Annotated in this window: 16 protein-coding genes and 1 pseudogene; 7 read left to right on the top strand and 10 right to left on the bottom strand. The window is 65.5% G+C overall.

Going from position 1 to position 16417, the window contains the following annotated elements:
* The first annotated feature begins 3 nt into the window (after positions 1-3).
* From NK1_RS06725 to NK1_RS06695, 6 genes are all read left to right on the top strand, one after another.
* A complete protein-coding gene (locus NK1_RS06725; RefSeq protein WP_063001615.1) occupies positions 4-1287 on the top strand; it encodes an NAD(P)/FAD-dependent oxidoreductase in 1284 nt (427 codons plus the stop codon).
* A gap of 2 nt (positions 1288-1289) precedes the next feature.
* Entirely contained in the window at positions 1290-2393 is a 1104-nt protein-coding gene (locus NK1_RS06720) for an NAD(P)-dependent alcohol dehydrogenase (protein ID WP_063007688.1), read from the top strand.
* Positions 2394-2418: 25 nt separating this feature from the next.
* A complete protein-coding gene (locus NK1_RS06715) occupies positions 2419-3858 on the top strand; it encodes an aldehyde dehydrogenase (RefSeq protein ID WP_174552699.1) in 1440 nt (479 codons plus the stop codon).
* A gap of 465 nt (positions 3859-4323) precedes the next feature.
* Positions 4324-5478: an acyl-CoA dehydrogenase family protein gene (locus NK1_RS06705; RefSeq protein WP_063001619.1), complete on the top strand. Its 1155-nt coding sequence runs from the start codon at positions 4324-4326 to the stop codon at positions 5476-5478.
* Positions 5475-6290, top strand: a complete 816-nt coding sequence (locus NK1_RS06700; protein ID WP_245660374.1) for an SDR family NAD(P)-dependent oxidoreductase — start codon at positions 5475-5477, stop codon at positions 6288-6290. The genes NK1_RS06705 and NK1_RS06700 overlap by 4 nt, the downstream gene beginning before the upstream one ends.
* A gap of 191 nt (positions 6291-6481) precedes the next feature.
* On the top strand, positions 6482-6733 hold the full coding sequence (locus NK1_RS06695) for a hypothetical protein (protein ID WP_157104115.1): 252 nt from the start codon (positions 6482-6484) through the stop codon (positions 6731-6733).
* An 11-nt stretch (positions 6734-6744) separates the two neighbouring features.
* Here the strand turns inward: NK1_RS06695 and NK1_RS06690 are convergent.
* A pseudogene (locus tag NK1_RS06690) lies at positions 6745-7766 on the bottom strand (NAD(P)H-dependent glycerol-3-phosphate dehydrogenase).
* Positions 7767-7934: 168 nt separating this feature from the next.
* Positions 7935-8699: an alpha/beta fold hydrolase gene (locus tag NK1_RS06685; protein ID WP_084460640.1), complete on the bottom strand. Its 765-nt coding sequence runs from the start codon at positions 8697-8699 to the stop codon at positions 7935-7937.
* On the opposite strand from NK1_RS06685, the gene NK1_RS06680 reads away from it, so the two are divergent.
* A complete protein-coding gene (locus NK1_RS06680) occupies positions 8614-10371 on the top strand; it encodes a 1-acyl-sn-glycerol-3-phosphate acyltransferase (protein ID WP_063007684.1) in 1758 nt (585 codons plus the stop codon). The two genes, NK1_RS06685 and NK1_RS06680, sit on opposite strands and share 86 nt — an antisense overlap.
* A 121-nt stretch (positions 10372-10492) precedes the next feature.
* On the opposite strand, the gene NK1_RS06675 is transcribed toward NK1_RS06680, so the two are convergent.
* The 8 genes from NK1_RS06675 to NK1_RS06640 all read right to left on the bottom strand — a co-directional run bounded on the left by NK1_RS06675 (position 10493) and on the right by NK1_RS06640 (position 16393).
* The gene (locus NK1_RS06675; protein WP_063001626.1) at positions 10493-10717 is read right to left on the bottom strand and encodes a hypothetical protein; all 225 of its coding nucleotides are present in this window, start codon (positions 10715-10717) and stop codon (positions 10493-10495) included.
* A 17-nt stretch (positions 10718-10734) separates the two neighbouring features.
* Positions 10735-11997: an NAD(P)/FAD-dependent oxidoreductase gene (locus NK1_RS06670; RefSeq protein WP_063007683.1), complete on the bottom strand. Its 1263-nt coding sequence runs from the start codon at positions 11995-11997 to the stop codon at positions 10735-10737.
* On the bottom strand, positions 11994-12410 hold the full coding sequence (locus NK1_RS06665) for a DUF2834 domain-containing protein (protein WP_063007768.1): 417 nt from the start codon (positions 12408-12410) through the stop codon (positions 11994-11996). The genes NK1_RS06670 and NK1_RS06665 overlap by 4 nt, the downstream gene beginning before the upstream one ends.
* Positions 12411-12415: 5 nt before the next feature.
* A complete protein-coding gene (locus NK1_RS06660) occupies positions 12416-12733 on the bottom strand; it encodes a 2Fe-2S iron-sulfur cluster-binding protein (protein WP_063001628.1) in 318 nt (105 codons plus the stop codon).
* Between the two features lie 75 nt (positions 12734-12808).
* Positions 12809-14128, bottom strand: coding sequence for a cytochrome P450 (locus tag NK1_RS06655; protein ID WP_063007682.1), 1320 nt, complete (start codon positions 14126-14128; stop codon positions 12809-12811).
* Between the two features lie 138 nt (positions 14129-14266).
* Positions 14267-15274 carry an ABC transporter ATP-binding protein gene (locus NK1_RS06650; protein ID WP_063007681.1) on the bottom strand — a complete coding sequence of 336 codons (1008 nt, stop codon included), beginning with the start codon at positions 15272-15274 and terminating at the stop codon, positions 14267-14269.
* Between the two features lie 40 nt (positions 15275-15314).
* On the bottom strand, positions 15315-15863 hold the full coding sequence (locus tag NK1_RS06645) for an Rv1363c family protein (protein ID WP_063007680.1): 549 nt from the start codon (positions 15861-15863) through the stop codon (positions 15315-15317).
* The gene (locus NK1_RS06640; protein ID WP_063905917.1) at positions 15860-16393 is read right to left on the bottom strand and encodes an Rv1363c family protein; all 534 of its coding nucleotides are present in this window, start codon (positions 16391-16393) and stop codon (positions 15860-15862) included. The genes NK1_RS06645 and NK1_RS06640 overlap by 4 nt, the downstream gene beginning before the upstream one ends.
* Positions 16394-16417 lie beyond the last annotated feature (24 nt).

Raw genomic sequence — 16417 nt, 5'->3', positions numbered from 1 at the left:
GCCATGTACACCGATCTTCCGACTCACACCGTGGTGATCGTCGGAGCGGGACAGGCCGGCGGCACGCTCGCCGGTCTGCTCCGGCAGCAGAAATTCACCGGTCGCGTGGTGATGTACGGAGCCGAGCCGGTCCCGCCGTATCATCGGCCGCCGTTGTCGAAGAAGTACGACAGCGACGACTACGTGCAGTGGTTGCGGCCCGAATCGTTCTACGCCGACAACGACATCGAACTTCACCTGGCCGATCCGGTCGTCGGTATCGATCGCGCGGCACAGACAGTGACCACCCGGTCTGGACGGACCGTCCGCTACGACACCCTGGTACTCGCCACCGGCGCCGGTCCCCGCACCCTCCCGGTTCCCGGAGCCGATCTCGCCGGCGTGCTCGCGCTGCGGACCCTCGCCGATGCCACCGAGTTGCGGACCGCTGTGCTCGCCGGCGCGCGCATCGCCATCGTCGGCGCCGGCTATGTCGGTTTGGAGGTGGCCGCAGCCGCCCGAGCACGCGGATGCGAGGTGACCGTGATCGAACGTGAGGACCGAGTACTGGCGCGCGTGGCGAGCCCTGAATTGTCGCGCATCCTCACCGACAGTCATCTCGCACGCGGTACCCGCATCGTCACCGGCGCCGACGTGCGCGCAATTCTCGGCCGCGACGGAAGAGTCCGGGGAGTGCGGCTCGGCGACGGCACCGACATCGATTGCGACACTGTGGTTATCGGCATCGGCGCGGCTCCCGAGGACGGTCTCGCCCGCGATGCGGGGCTGGACTGCATGGCGGGCATCGTGGTCGACGCGGCCGCCCGCACCAGCGATCCGAACATTCTGGCCATCGGCGATGTCACCCATCGGCTGCACGAGGGTCTTGGGGCACTGGTCCGGCTGGAGAGCATTCCGAGCGCCACGGAACAGGCAAGACAGGCCGCCGCCGTGATCACCAGCGAACCGGTCCCCGCGCACGAGGTGCCGTGGTTCTGGTCGGATCAGTTCGACCTGAAGATGAAGATGGCCGGAGTACCGGCACCGGGCACCACGGCGGTGCTGCGCGGCGATCCCCGCACCGGTTCCTGCGCACTGTTCCACCTGGACGCCGACGGGCGCGCGCAGTGCGTCGAAACTGTCAACGCCGCAGCCGACTTCATGGCCGGAAAGAAGCTCATCGGCACCGGCGCGCAGCTGGATCGTGCCGCTCTGGCCGATTCGACCACCTCCCTGCGTCATGCCGCGCAGGGCAGCGATCACACACCGGTCGCCGCGAGCGATCGCGCCGAAACACGAAGGATCTGATCATGCAAGCATTCGCCGCGGTCGCCCGCGCCCCGCACAGCGACTTCTCGCTCGAGACCATCACCATCGACGGACCGAAGCCGGGCGAGGTGCTGGTGAAGATCGAGGCCGTCGGAATCTGCCACACCGATCTGGCCGCTCGCGACGGAGCGCTGCCGGTCGCACTGCCCGCGGTGTTCGGTCACGAAGGCTGCGGTCTCGTCGAAGCGATCGGCGAAGGCGTCACCAAGGTGGCGCCGGGCGACCGAGTCGCGATCACCTTCGCCAGCTGCGGATCCTGCCCGGCATGCCGTGCCGATTCGCCGTCGTACTGCCACAACTTCATGCATTTGAACTACGCCGGTGTGCGCGCCGACGGCACCGGCCCGCTGTCGGCGGGAGCCGAGGCGATCACCGGGCTGTTCTTCGGGCAGTCCTCGTTCGCCACCCACAGCGTGGCGTTGGAGCGCAATGTGGTGAAGGCGCCGAGCGACCTCCCGGCCGAGATAATCGCGCCGATCGGTTGCGGCATCCAAACCGGAGCGGGTGCGGTGCTGCGTTCGCTCACGTGCCGGCCGGGCTCGTCGCTGCTGGTCGCCGGGGCGGGATCGGTCGGCCTGGCCGCCGTCATGGCCGCCGCGGTGCGGGAGTGCGCGACCATTATCGTCATCGAGCCCCATGCCTCGCGCCGCGAACTCGCGATCGAACTCGGCGCGACACACGCCATCGACCCTGGCGCGGGTCCGGTCGCGGAGCAGGTTCGTGCCATAGTCGCCGCCGGTGTCGACTACGCCATCGACACCTCGGGCATGCCGGCGGTGATCGACGGTCTGGTCAAGTCGATGACCTTCCACGGAAAGCTGGGCCTGATCGGCGTGCCCGCCGATCCTGAAGCCGCGCTGCCGATTTCGGTGATCGAGACGCTGGTACTGGGCCTCACGGTCGTCGGCATCATCGAAGGTGACAGCGTTCCGGACGAATTCATCCCGGAACTGATCGAGCTGTACCGGGCCGGCCGGTTCCCGATCGACAAGCTGGTGACCACCTTCGACTTCACCAAGATCAACGACGCCGTCGCGGCGCAACATCGCGGCGAGGTCCTCAAACCCGTTCTCGTCCACGACTGAACCGTCCGGAGCAGAAGGCACCATCATGACCATCGATTACACCGACCTCTACCTCGACGGGCGCTGGGTCGCGCCGGCCACGAGTTCGATCATCCCGGTGATCTCACCGGCTACCGAGGAGCGCATCGGCTCCGTCCCCGAGGGCAGCAAGGCCGATATCGACGCAGCGGTCGCCGCGGCCCGGGCGGCCTTCGACGATCCGGCCGGCTGGGCGCAGTGGGACGGCAAACGCCGCGCGGAAGTACTCGCCGAGTTCGCCGAGAAGCTGCAGGAGCGGGGCGAAGACACCGCACGCCGGGTCAGCAGCCAGAACGGTATGCCGATCGGTCTGGCCCGGCAGTTCGAAAGTGGCTTTCCCCCACTGCTTCTGCAGTACTACGGCAGCATGGTCGCCGATCAGGAGGACGAAATCCGGCCCGGCATGCTCGGCGGCTCGACTGCGGTGACGCGGTCCCCGATCGGTGTGGTCGGCGCCATCGTGCCGTGGAATGTGCCGCAGGCCATCACGTTTCTGAAGATCGCGCCGGCGCTGGCGGCGGGCTGTACCGTGGTGCTCAAACCCGCGCCGGAAACCGTGCTGGACGCATTCCTGATGGCCGAGGCCGCGCTCGCGGCCGGACTGCCGGCCGGTGTTCTCAATGTGGTGCCCGGCGGGCGCGAACTCGGCGCCTACCTGGTGGCGCACCCGGGTGTGGACAAGGTGTCGTTCACCGGATCGACCGGCGCAGGGCGAGCGATCGCGCGCACCTGTGGCGAACTGCTGCGACCGGTGACGCTGGAATTGGGCGGCAAATCGGCCGCCATCGTGCTCGATGATGCGAATCTCGCCGCAGACATCGAATCCTTCTTCGGTGCGACATTGCTGAACAACGGGCAGATCTGCTGGCTGTGCACCCGCGTCCTGGCGCCGGCCGCGCGCTATGACGAAATCGTCGACACGATCACCGATCTCGCCAAGAGCATCACGGTGGGCGATCCACTCTCGGACGCCACGCAGATGGGACCGCTGGTCTCCGCCCGGCAACGCGAACGGGTCGAAGGCTATATCGCGGTCGGGCGCAAGGACGGCGCGCGCGTCACCGCCGGCGGCGGCCGGGTCTTCGATCGTGGCTGGTTCGTCGAACCGACGGTCTTCGCCGACGTGCGACCCGACCACACGATCGCCCGGGAAGAGATCTTCGGACCGGTGCTGTCAGTTATCCCCTACGCCGACGAGGACGAGGCGGTGGCGATTGCCAATGGTTCCGACTACGGGCTCGGCGGCACGGTATGGACGGCGGACGCGGACCGCGGCGCCCGATTCGCGCGCCGCATCGCCTCGGGCACGGTCGGAATCAACGGATACTCCAACGACCCGACCGCGCCGTTCGGCGGAATCAAGAACAGCGGCATGGGCCGCGAGCTGGGCCCGGAGGGCTTGTCGAGCTACCAGAACGTGAAGAGTATCTATCTCGACGTGCGGTGAGAACGTGGCGCCGTGGCCCGTGAGCCGGCTGGCCATTGCGTACAGAAGGACCTGACCATATTATGGTCTGACCATATTTGCCACGTTCGAGTGCGGCCTCATCAGAGCAGGCCGCCGCATGAAAGTTTTCGACACGATGCGATCCGCCCCGAGTGCCCATGCCCGATTACAACTGGCGCAACGAATCCGGCGATATCGGCAAACACGCGATCTGCCACGCCGAACCCGCCACGCGTCACCTCCGCACGCCTACAGCGAGACCGACGAGATGGTTCGCCTCGCGGAGATCTGGCTACCCTTCGGCGGACCGCCGGAAGACGAGATCTTCACGCGATTCGGAATCACCGGACGCGCGTTCGAGGCGCGCTTGGCGCAGATCCTAGGCACGGGTCGCACCGCGGCACTCTAGGTCTAAATAAGGACCAATGATAATATTGGTCGGACCTTAAGAGAGGAGGGGCCCGGATGGTGTCCTTCGAATTCGCGGACGAACATGAGGAGTTCCGCAAGACGCTGGAAAGCTTCAGCGAACATGTACTACTACCCGGCTACCGGGACCGCGCCGCATCGGCCGAGTTTCCGTTCGACATCTACAAGAAGCTGGGTGACCTCGGGGTCCTGGGCATCGGCTTGCCCGAAGAGTACGGCGGCACCGGGCACGAAGATCCCGTCCTGCTCGGCCTCGCCACCGAGACCCTCGCCTACGGCGATGTGAACATGGCCGGAGTACCAGTACAGATCGGACTCTCGGGATCTCAGCTGAGTCTGGCTTCGAAGGAGGTCCGCGAGCGGTATCTGCCGCCGCTGATCGCCGGAGAAGAGACGATTGCGATCGCGTTGACCGAACCCGGGTCGGGATCGGATGCGGCGGGCCTGCGCACCACCGCCACCGCCGTGCCCGGCGGGTGGAAACTCAACGGCGAGAAGACGGCCATCTCGTGGGCGATGAACGCGACCGTCGCCCTCGTCTACGCACGGGAAGCGGGCACCACGCGCTCGACCGGCGTGAGCTGTTTCGTCGTCCCGCTGGACTCCCCCGGCGTCAGCCGCAGCCATATGCCCGGTATGGGGTGCCTGCCCTTGGGCTGGGGCGCTTTGCATTTCGAGGATGTCTTCATCCCGTCCTCGCACATCATCGGCGAAGAGGGCCGTGGCTTCCAGTCGGTGATGAACCACTTCGACTTCAGCCGCGCAGCGCTCGGTCTGCTCTGCCTGGGCGCCGCCAAACAGAGCCTCGAGGAAGCCGCACAGTACGCGCAGCAGCGCGAGGCATTCGGTAAGCCCATCGGCGAGAACCAGGGTGTTTCCTTTCAGCTCGCCGAACACGCGACCTATATCGAGGGGGCGCGCTGGATCTGCTATCGCGCGCTGTGGTCGCGCGAGACCGGACGCCCGCACACCTCGCTCGCCTCGATGAGCAAATGGTGGCCGCCGATCGTCGCCAAGAACGCGATCGAGGCGGCGATGCGCATTCACGGCAACCTCGGATACTCGGTGGAATTCCCACTGCAACAACGCTTCCGAGACGTGATGGCCTACCTGGTCGCGGACGGGACCGCGGAGATCCAGAAGAAGATCATCGCCAAGGACATTTTCACCCGCGGGACGGTGTCGCTGTGAGCAAGACGCAACCGTCGGCCGAATCGGGCCGCATCCTCGCTCCGCCGAAGGAACTCGCCGACAGCGGGGCGCTGGTCATCGGCGGAACCGCCGGCATCGGACTCGCGACGGCGCGACAGCTGGCCGAGGCGGGGGTCCCTCGCATCGTGTTGGTCGGGCGAAACGAAGCGCGTGGCGAGCAAGCGAAGTCGCTCGTGGAGAAGTCCGGCGCGCAAGTCAGCTTCGTTCAAGGCAACCCGATCGACCCGGCTGCGGCGAAATCGATTGCCGCGCAAGCCGAAATCCTGCTGAACGGCATCGATATCCTGGTCTGCTCGACTGCGGCCGACGTCAAGCCGGAGCTGTTTTCCAAGATCGCGACCGAGGACATCGCCACCATCTACACCGATCTCGCCTTGCCCTCGATGCATATGGCGAGCACGGTGATGCCGATGATGCGACAGCGGCGCCACGGCGTCATCGTCAACCTGGCGTCCGACGCGGGCAAGACCGCGACTCCCGGCGAGGCGGTGATCGGCGCCGCCAAGGCCGGGATCGTGATGTTCACCAGGACGATTGCCATCGAAGGCAAACGCGACGGGATCCGCGCCAACGTCCTGACACCGTCCCTGGTCAACGAAACCGGTTCGACCGAGCGCATCACCAGCGACGGGTTCAGCGCCAAGCTGTTCGCCAAGGCCGCCCAGCAGGCGCACCTCGGAGTGCCGGTTGCCGACGATATCGCCGCGTTGGCGGTATTCCTGTGCCGCCCGGAGTCCGGTCGCCTGACCGGTCAGGCCATCAGCGTCAACGGCGGCATCTCCGCGGCCTGAGTCCGATGTAGCGCGCCTCACCCACGCGCCCCGTGGGACCGCATCGACACACACGTTGCGGTCCCACGGGGCGTGTTCGTGCGGTGTCCCTGCGCCGAAATTCCCTCCGATGAGGTACAGGCATGCTTCACCAGGGGGACGTGGTGAACGGGCAGATTGCCGGAGCATGGATCTGATACGGAGGAGCCTCGATGAAGCAGCTACCGAGAAGCGTATCAGCGATGCAGGCGGCACGGTGGTGCCCGTCCGACGGGCATGTGCACCTGCGTATCTGGCTGGCCGACGTCGCGCTCGACTACACTGCCACCGCGGAGGCCGCGCGCAATATCATCATGGACTGGGCGCGAAGACGCTGGTGCGCAATCGAATTGGTCCTTACCACGGTGGAGCACTGCGAGCTCATGCCCCGATTGCCGTGTGAGCGCCTCTTTCTCGGCCCCTGAGGCGCTCGCGCTCACCAGCCGCTTCCGCGCGTTTCGTGACCTGGAATCTCGCGCAGCAGTCCGCGGTACGCGTCGGCTACTGTCGCCCCGTGGTTGACTACCGCGTCCACCTCGCGCACGAGGGCGCGTCGACACCCACTCGTTCGGCCAGCCGCTTGACGACGCCCACAGCGCCGGCGCCCTCGGCCACCTGGGTCAGCGTCGCGAGCGCGTCCTCGATCGTCATGCCACGACCGAGCGCTTCACCGAGCCTGCGGTTCCGGCTGCGCGGACTCGTGCAGGTCACGATGAGATCGCCGTTGCCGGCCAGACCACTGAATGTCGCGAGCTCACCGCCCAGCGCCGACCCGAGGGATGCCATCTCGCGCAGCGAACGCGTGATGACCATTGCCTTGGTGTTGTAACCCGCGCCGGCGCCGTCCGCCATTCCCGCCGCGATCGCGTACACGTTCTTCAATGCCCCGCACAGTTCGACGCCGACCACATCGGTACTGGAGTAGACGCGGTATCGAGATGTCCGGAACAGGGCTGCGAGCTGGTCTGCGCAATCCGGCTCGGGCATGGCGAGAGTGGCGGCCGCGGCATACCCCTCGACGATCTCCTGGGCGATGTTCGGGCCGGCGAGCACACCGGCCGGATGCCCCGGCAGCATTTCGGAGACGATCTGTGTCATTCGCCGGTCGGTTCCGCGCTCGAGCCCCTTGACCAGGCTGATGATCGGCACCCCGGGCCGGACGAATGCCGCCGCGTCGCCCAGCACGTCACGGAATACCTTCGATGGAATTCCGGCGACGACGACGTCCGCTGCGGCCAGGGCTTCCTCGACACATGATGTGGCACGCAAGGCCGGGGGCAGCGGCCATTCCCCGTTATAGCGCCCGTTGCGCGAGCGTTCGTTGATTTCGGCGGTGACCTCGGCCGAGCGCGCCCACATCACGGTCGGTGAATTCCACGCCACGATCGATGCCACCGCGGTCGCCCACGAGCCCGCTCCCAGAACCGCGACCACGGGCTGCCGGTTGATGCTTGTCATCGCTGCCTTCTTCCCCGAGTACCACGAGACCGAATCGCCTCACCAGACGGCGTCATCGTGCCTCGACGGCGGGACGGACGAGATGGACAGACGGCGAAGATCCCTCGGAAGGGCTACTCGAGACCACTCGTGCGGGTGAGAAACCCTGACAGCCGGCCAGGTTTGTTATCAGCCGCGCAGGTGGCCGGAGACCGCCCGCCCCGTGCGCTCGGGAGCCTGCAGCCACGGTGCGTGACCCGCCCCGGGAAGCCGGAGCACGCGCACATCTCGCACCGCCACGATCGACGCCGCGGCGGCGAGCGGCCGCAGAAACACATCGTCGTCACCCCAGACGAACTGCACCGGTTGTCCGAGGCGGGCGAGCGTGTCGCCGGCCAGCATCACTTGCGGACGCACCGACGCCCTTTTGACCAGCGCCCGGAAGAAGCCTGCAATACTCGGGGCGTTGCCAGTCCTGGCGCCGATCAACCGCAGCGCGACAACCATTTCCGGCGCGGCGTCACGCAGAGCGTCCCGGCCGAGCGACACATCGTTGGTGCGCTCGAACATCCGGTCCGGCATCGGCCGCGACAGCGCCATCGGGCCGAGTTTAGGTAGTGCGAGCAGGCACATGGCCGGTATCGGTTTCACACCGCGAAGCGCGGCGCCGGGTGCGCCGAGCACCGCCAGTCGTCGCACGCGAGTGCCGAGATCTGCGGCGGCATAGAGCCCGAACTGCCCGCCCATGGAGTGGCCGACGATATCCACTGTGGCGGCGCCGCTCGGTCGAGCAGGTGCGGCGGCTGTATTCGGATACCCTCGCGCACTGGCCCGATTCGGCAACGTCCACGAATCTGGAGGCGCAGTCGTGACCGACCACGCGGGCCAGGGCGCCGAATCCGCGGAGGAGGTGGCCGCCCTGGCGCCGCGCCTCAACCGGCCGGTTTCCGACATCGTCGACGAGATCCGGTCCTACCACCGCGGCATGTGGGCCACCCACAACCAGACTGTGCTGCGGCAGTGGCATGCACTTGGGCGGTGGATGCTGCGCGGCTACGATCGGCTCGTCGACGAGGAGGAATTGGCGAAGCTGCACGCGCTCGACCGCGGGCATTCGCTGGTATTCCTCATCTCACATCGGTCCTATCTCGACGAGTGGGTATTTCCCACTGCGCTGGTGGAGCTCGGGGTGCGGGCGCCTTTCGGATTCGCGGGCGCCAACCTCGACTTCTTTCCGCTCGGGACCATTGCCCGGCGAACCGGCATCGTCCACATCCGGCGCGCGACAAACGATGTCCCGGTATACAAACTCGCCCTGCGATCGTTCATCCGCACACTCGTCGCCGACCGCTCCAACATGATCTGGTCCATCGAGGGCGGCCGTTCCCGGACCGGAAAGCTCCGCCCGCCACGCCTCGGCCTGTTGCGCTACGTCGCCGATGCCGTCGAGGAACAGGAGGGCTCGGACGTGCTGCTGGTGCCGGTCTCCATCCTCTATGACCAGCTTCCGACCCACGAGGTGGAGAAGATGACCGCGGAGGCGGGCGGGCAGAACAAAACGCCGGAGAACGTCCGCTGGCTCTTCGGCTACCTACGTGGCCTGCAGCGCCGGCTGGGCCGCGTGTATGTCGACTTCGGTGAGCCGATCGAGCTGCGGTCCCGGCTCAAGGAACTCAAGAGCGACGATGCCGCCGAGACCACCGCCATCGAACGCATCGCCGTGGAAGTGTCGCACCGGATCAACCGCGCCACACCGGTCGCTCCGACGGCGGTGGTCTGTATCGCGCTATTGGCCGCCGACCGGGCACTGACGCTCGACGAGATGCTCGAGACGGTGGAACCACTCGCCGAGTACCTGCGCGCACGGAATTGGCAGACGGCCGACGCGGCGAATCTCACCGACCGGGCCACGGTCCGGCGTGCGCTGCAAGACCTCGAGAAAACCGGTGTGCTCAGCAGTTTCCGCGGTGATACCACCGTGTCGGGCATCCGTCCGAGCCAGCACCTGGTCGCCGCGGTCTACCGCAACAGCGCGATCCACGCCGTGATCGAACGGGCGATTGTCGAAGTGGCCGTACAAGGTTCGTGCACGACGAACGGCGCAGCGACCGCGCTCGACGACGCACTGCGGCTGCGCGATCTACTCAAATTCGAGTTCTTCTTCGCGGGCAGAACCGAATTCGTGGCGGCGCTGCAGTCCGAACTCGATCTGATCTCCGGTGGAAACACCGATTTGGCATCGATCGACGCGGCCACCGCCGAACGATGCCTCGACCGCGTCGATCTGCTCGTGGCACCGCTGATGCTGCGGCCGTTCATCGACGCCTACGCGGTGGTCGCACACCAACTCGCCGAACTCGGCGACTCGGCGGAGTTCGATGAGCCGTGGTTCATCGAACGGTGCCTCGCGGTCGCACACCAGTGGGCACTACAACGCCGCAATGCCGGCGCCGAATCCACCTCGGCCGCGATGTTTCACACCGCCCTGCGGCTCGCTCGCCACCTGGGCCTGCTGGACGGTGAACAGCCGGGATCGGGGCAGCGCCGCGCGGAGTTCCGACGCGAGATCCGAGCGATCCAGGATCGAATCGAGCAGTTGTCGCGACGGTCGGTTGCCCGCCGCTAGTTCCGCGTCGCGCAACCGAAAGAGGCCGCCGGCATCGATGCCGGCGGCCTCTCGCGGTTCGGATGATCGAACGTTCTCTCGACAGCACGGGTCCGATCTGTCGCTCGGTAGGGCGATCCGATCAGCGGTTGACGCTGGTCATGGTGTTCATCTCGATCGCTCCCGTCCAGCCGCAGGGCAGCCCACAGCGCCCGAGGGGCTGGGTGTCGGACGAACCGTCGGTATAGGTGGTCACCACCACGGTTGCCTCGGCGCTGTAACCACACACCGGGCAGCGGCCGAAGTAATTGAGTACTTCGAAACTGCGCCGCCACAGCACGACCTCACCGTTGCTTACCAGATCCATGATGTCTGCCGTTTCACTCAGTAGGTCACCGATCGCGTGGGCGAGCCGCCTCGCAGAAGATCCCGAATCGGCACATCCGCATCGGCCAGCAGGTCGGGATCCACGGGCACCCGCTCGGAGATCAGCTTCTTGCCGGCCATGAAGTCCTTCGGGCTGTTCGCCGTCTCCACCGCGCACACCGTGCGATCGAGGCGCTGATGGAACAGCGCGAACGATTCGGGCGACTCCCCCGCGCGCACGATGGTGCGGGTCCCCGCCTCCAGGAGACCGGCGATCTTCAACTTCAGATCGAACTGATCCGACCAGAACCACGGTGTTTCGTGGACTCCCCCATCGGTCCCGCAGATCGCGGCGGCGGCGTGTTTGGCCTGTTCGACCGCGCTGGGAATCGATTCCAGGCGATAGAGCCCGTCCAGGGCGTCGTGCGGCCGGCGGGTCACGTCACCGATGGCCATGATTCCCGGCACATTCGTCCGTCCGGCGCGATCCACCAGGACGCCACCGTCGCAGGCAACGCCACACTGCTGTGCCAGCTCCACATTGGGCACCGCGCCGACACCGACGAGCGCATGGTCACAGGCGATCGCCGTACCATCGTGCGCCACAACCGTTGTGAGAGCGCCGTCCGTGGTCAGGAATTCCGCGACGTTGCAATTCACGACCACGCGCGTGCCGCGTGCCGCGTGATACTCGGTCAGCCGGCGTGAGAGTTCGGCGCTGGCGACCCGCGCGAGGATGCGGTCCTCACGTTCGATCACCGTGACGTCGACACCCCTCGAGCGCGCCACCGCCGCAACTTCCATGCCGACGTAACCGCCACCGATCACGGCCAGCGTCGCCTCGGCGTCCAAGGCGGACCCCAATCGCTGCGCATCCGCGATCGTGCGCAACGTCGAAATGCCCGTGGCCTCGGCGCCGGGAACCGGGACCATGCGAGGCGTCGCCCCGGTCGCGATCACCAGCGTTGCGAAGTCGCGATGCTCAGCATCGTCCAAACTCACCCGTCGAGCAGCGACATCGACTGCGGTCGCACGCGCCCCGAGCAGCAGTTCGATGTCGTTGTCGGGGTAGAAGTCCGCGGGTTTGAGCAGTTGCACCATGGAGTCGTCGGTGAACTTCTTCGACAGCGGCGGCCGATGGTAGGGCGGATGCGACTCCTCCCCAATCAACGTGATCGGGCCCGCCCATTTCTGCTGGCGCAGCAGACCGGCGAGCGTCGCCCCGGCGTGCCCGGCGCCGATGATGACGACCGAATCGCTGGGGCCAGTGGTCGCGGTCATTCGCTGCTCACCGCCACTCGAGCAGCGTCCTCACTCCCGGCACCGCCGCGGCGAGCCAGAAAGCGTTCGCGCGCAACGAGATAAACCGGGAAAGCCATGGAGACCCCGATGTAGGACAGCACGATGAAGAACACACCCCATTTGCGGCCCATTCCGATGCGCGCGGTGTCGGTCACCACCCACACCATGAATACCGCCCAGGCGATCAGCATGTCGATACTCAGGAATGCGGCCGTGCCGCCCGCGTCGATCGCGTCGCCGAAGAAGGCGATCGGGTTGAGGATGTTCCCGCCGTCTCGCATCCAGTCGAATGCGTGCGGCCAGGTCAGCAATAGCGCCGCGATACCGGCGATGATGTAGGGAGCATGCCGGATATCTGTCGACCGGTTATTCGAGCTCGAATGTGCAGCCATCACGATCACCGGCTGTCGGCTACGCGAACGTGGATTTCGCGGTCGGTATCGGAGACGATCAGCTGGCACGACAGCCGGGACTCCGGTGTCGCACCATCGAGATAATCGATGAGTTCGGATTCCTCGTCGCTCGGCTCCGCGAACAGATCTTGATACTCGGGGGCGAGAAACACATGGCAGGTAGCGCACGCGCAGCTGCCTCCGCACTCGGCGACGATTCCGGGCAGATTGTTGTTGACCGACCCACTCATGATGCTCTGCCCCGCATCGACGTCGACCTGGGAGGTCGTGCCGTCCGGTAGGTGGTACACGACTTTCGCCATGCGCTGCTGCACTTTCTATTCGATGAAATCATCGGTGCGCCGGGAACTTCGCGCTCCCGGCGCACCGCGACGAGGTCAGGAGAAGGTCAGTCGGACCGGCAGGTGACGCAGTCCACCGACAAAGTTGGTCTGGATCATCTTCGGCGTGCCGGTTACCTCGACCTTCGCGAGCCGCGGCAGCAGCTCTTCCAGCATCACCTTCAGCTCGAGCTTCGCCAGATGCTGGCCGATGCACATGTGCGGGCCGTAGCCGAAGGCGATGTGCTTGTTCGGGCGCCGGTCGATATCGAAGGTGTCGGGATTGTCGAACACCTCGGCATCGCGGTTTCCGGACTGGAACAGCAGCACCAGCCGATCACCGGCCTTGATCTTTTGACCACGCAGTTCGTAGTCCGACAGCACCATCCGGGTGAATTGCTTCACCGGCGACACGATCCGCAGCGATTCGTTGACCAGGTGCGGAATCAGACTCGGGTCGTTCCTGACCCGGTCGAGGATGTCCGGACGAGCGGCCAGGTTGTGCAGGCATCCGGCCAAGGTGCTCGCCGTGGTGTCATGGCCGGCTGTCGCGATCGCCATGAACCAGCCGTAGGCGAAGGACTTCGGGAAGTACTCACCCGTCTCGTCCTTGGCGACGGCGATCAGGGTGGCCAGATCATCGCGCGGATTCACCCGGCGGTCTTCGACGAGGACATCGAAGTAGGCGTAGAAATCCTTGATCGCTGCCGCGAACTGCTGCGCCGCGGCATCCGGTGACAGCGCTTCGACATCGTCGCGGATCGCGTCCGGATCGGCGACCCCGAAGAAGTCCTGGGTCAGGGCGAACATCAGCGGTTCGTCGGCCTGCGGCACACCGAACAGAGTCATGATGACCCGAAGCGGGAAGAAGACACTGAATTCCTGCACCGCGTCCAGCTCCGGCGATCCGGAGGTCAGCCGCTGCACCGATTCCCTTGCGATGGCGCGGATCTGGTCCTCCCACTTCTTCAGATTGGCGGGACGGAACCAGTCGAAGGCGACATCCTTGATGACCGTGTGCTCCGGCGGGTCCAGGTAGGGCAGGGCGTCGAGAATCCGCAGACTCCCACCCAGGAGCTGCTTAGTGAATTCGTCACCGGCCTGATTCGCCAGCAGCGGGTTGTGCGTGCCCTTGTCCGGACCGCCACCGGCGCTGAAGATCTCTGGCTGCCGCTCGATTTCCATGAGGTCGGCATGCTTGGTGACGAGCCAGAGCGGGTCGTAGCCCTCCACCCGCACCTGGGCGAGCGGCTGATTTTCGCGCAGCCAGCGGTAGGCCTCGAATACCTTCGCGTCGTCGGCGTGTCCTTCGGGCAGGACGACGGTGCGTGCGATGTCGTCTGGAACGGTCCCGGTGTCGGATTCGACCGTGGTCATGGTCAACCTCTCTCGGTTGTCTACGCGCGTTCTCGATGCCCTACGGCGAACGCCCGTGCGATCGTCATTCGTTGTACTGCAGTGTGATTCGAGTCTCAGCGATGGCACCCGGTGCGCGCCTCACCACATCGGGGGGTTTTACCCCCACCTGGGAGGGACGTACTCCTCCTCGGTCATGGACTCCAGAATCACGCTCTGCGCGGCCGGCGGCAGGGACGGCAGAATTTCCCGCACCCGGTCCTGCCTTCGCAATTCCCCTTGCCGCAGCGGCATTCCCGGTGTGGGACGCATTTGCGGCACCACCCCGGCGATCACCTCGACTCCGCCCGCGTGGTGGCCTGCTTCTACCAGCGCCCGCTCATGAGCCATCTGTGCTTCGTCTTTTTCTTCCGACATGCCGATCGGCCCGATCATGGTGCCGTTGAGGAATTGCTCGACCACCGGCTCGTCACTGGTCAGCAGCACCTCGCGTGGTCCGAACATCACCAGTTCACGGCGGAACAGCATGCCGATGTTGTCCGGCACGGTGCGCGCCAGGTTGATGTTGTGCGAAACGATCAGGATGGTGGCGTCGATCTGCGCGTTGATATCCATCAGCAGCTGACTGATGTAGGTGGTACGCACCGGATCCAGACCGGAGTCGGGTTCGTCGACGAGGATAATCTGCGGATCCAGCACCAGCGCACGAGCCAGCCCCGCGCGCTTGCGCATACCACCGGATATCTCGCCCGGAAGTTTCGTCTCGGCGCCGGTGAGGCCGACGAGCTCCATCTTCTCCATCACGATGTCGCGAATCTCTGACTCGCTCTTCTTCGTATGCTCACGTAGCGGGAAGGCGGTGTTGTCGTAGAGATCCATGGATCCGAACAGCGCACCGTCCTGGAACAGGACGCCGAACATTTTCCGGATCTCATAGAGTTCTTTGCTCGAACAGCGCAGAATATCCGTCCCGTCGATGACGATCGAACCCTCTTCGGGGCGCAGCAATCCGATCAACGACTTCAGGAATACCGATTTCCCGGTGCCCGACGGCCCCAACAGCACACTGATTTCACCGCGCGGCAGTGTCAGCGACACATCCCGCCAGATCGTCTGCGATCCGAACGACTTCGTCAGCCCCTGCACCGCGACTTCGACGCCACTCATATTCTCTCCAGTTGTTCGATGACGTGATTCGATTGGCGGGTCACACCGGCTGCAGTTCGGAGATCAGCCATTGATCGCCGATGTGATTCAGCCGGATACGCACGCGACTGGCATCCAGGCGCGGCTGTGGGGATTCCTTGCTGCTGGTGGTCTGGTCGATGAACATCAGGACGGTGACCGAATCCGAGGTCGCGTCCACCACCGACTTGCCGGCCACCGACGCCTTGGTCACCGTCTGATGCTCCGTGGCCGCCGGGATGATCGTGTCCTTCACCAGAGATTGGAACCGATTCTTGAAATCGCCGGTGAGCAGATTCGCCGCGGCGTCGAGATCTTGTTCGGCCGAATCCGCCCGATAGGACAAGAGTTTCGGAACGCTGCTATCGGCGGTCGCCAGCGCGCTGGTTCGGGCGGTGTCCACCGAGTCGTTGTGCTGAATGCGAATTCCCATGACCGTGACCGCGGCTACGAGGGCGATCAGCCACATCGCCAGCGGGACCAGAACAAGCGTTTTCCGCCGCCGCGACCAGCCTTCGATCCGAGCTGCGGTGCACAGCGGCACTCGGCGCACGATTTTCGCGATTGTCATGATACGAACTCCACATCCGAGATCAGCCATGTCCCGCCGAGGTGCTGCAGACTGACCTTCATCCGGTACAACCGCTGCTGACCATTCGGCGCGTCACTGTTCTTGACCGTCGAGGTCGACGCCACCAGCACCTGAGCCTGGTTGGGGTCGGCGCTGATCAGTCCGGCTTCGGTCACCTGCCCGGTCGACTCGACGGCTCCCTTCGCCACGACCTGACGGAACGAATCCGCCTGGTGGGAAAATTGATCGCGAAAGGAACCGGTTGTTTCCGACATGATCCGTTTCATATCGCCATCCAGCGATCCCTGACTCAATGTGGTCAGATCGACCACCATCCGCCGCGCCGCCGACACCACCGCGGCATCCCTGTCCTTGGCGGCATCGTCGGCGCGCAGATGCAGCTGCATGAAGGTGGCGACGACCGACCCGGCGATGATCGCCACGCCGAGCAGCGCCACGCCGATCGCCGTAAAGGGAAGTCTCCGAGCGGTTCTCACTTCGGCGGACACTTCGGTGGCTTCCTCGGCCACGGCGACAGACGACGAATCGGCGCT

It is taken from the genome of Nocardia kruczakiae NBRC 101016 (genome assembly GCF_001612965.1).
GTDB lineage: Bacteria > Actinomycetota > Actinomycetes > Mycobacteriales > Mycobacteriaceae > Nocardia > Nocardia kruczakiae.
This window is presented reverse-complemented; position numbering and strand designations above follow the sequence as displayed.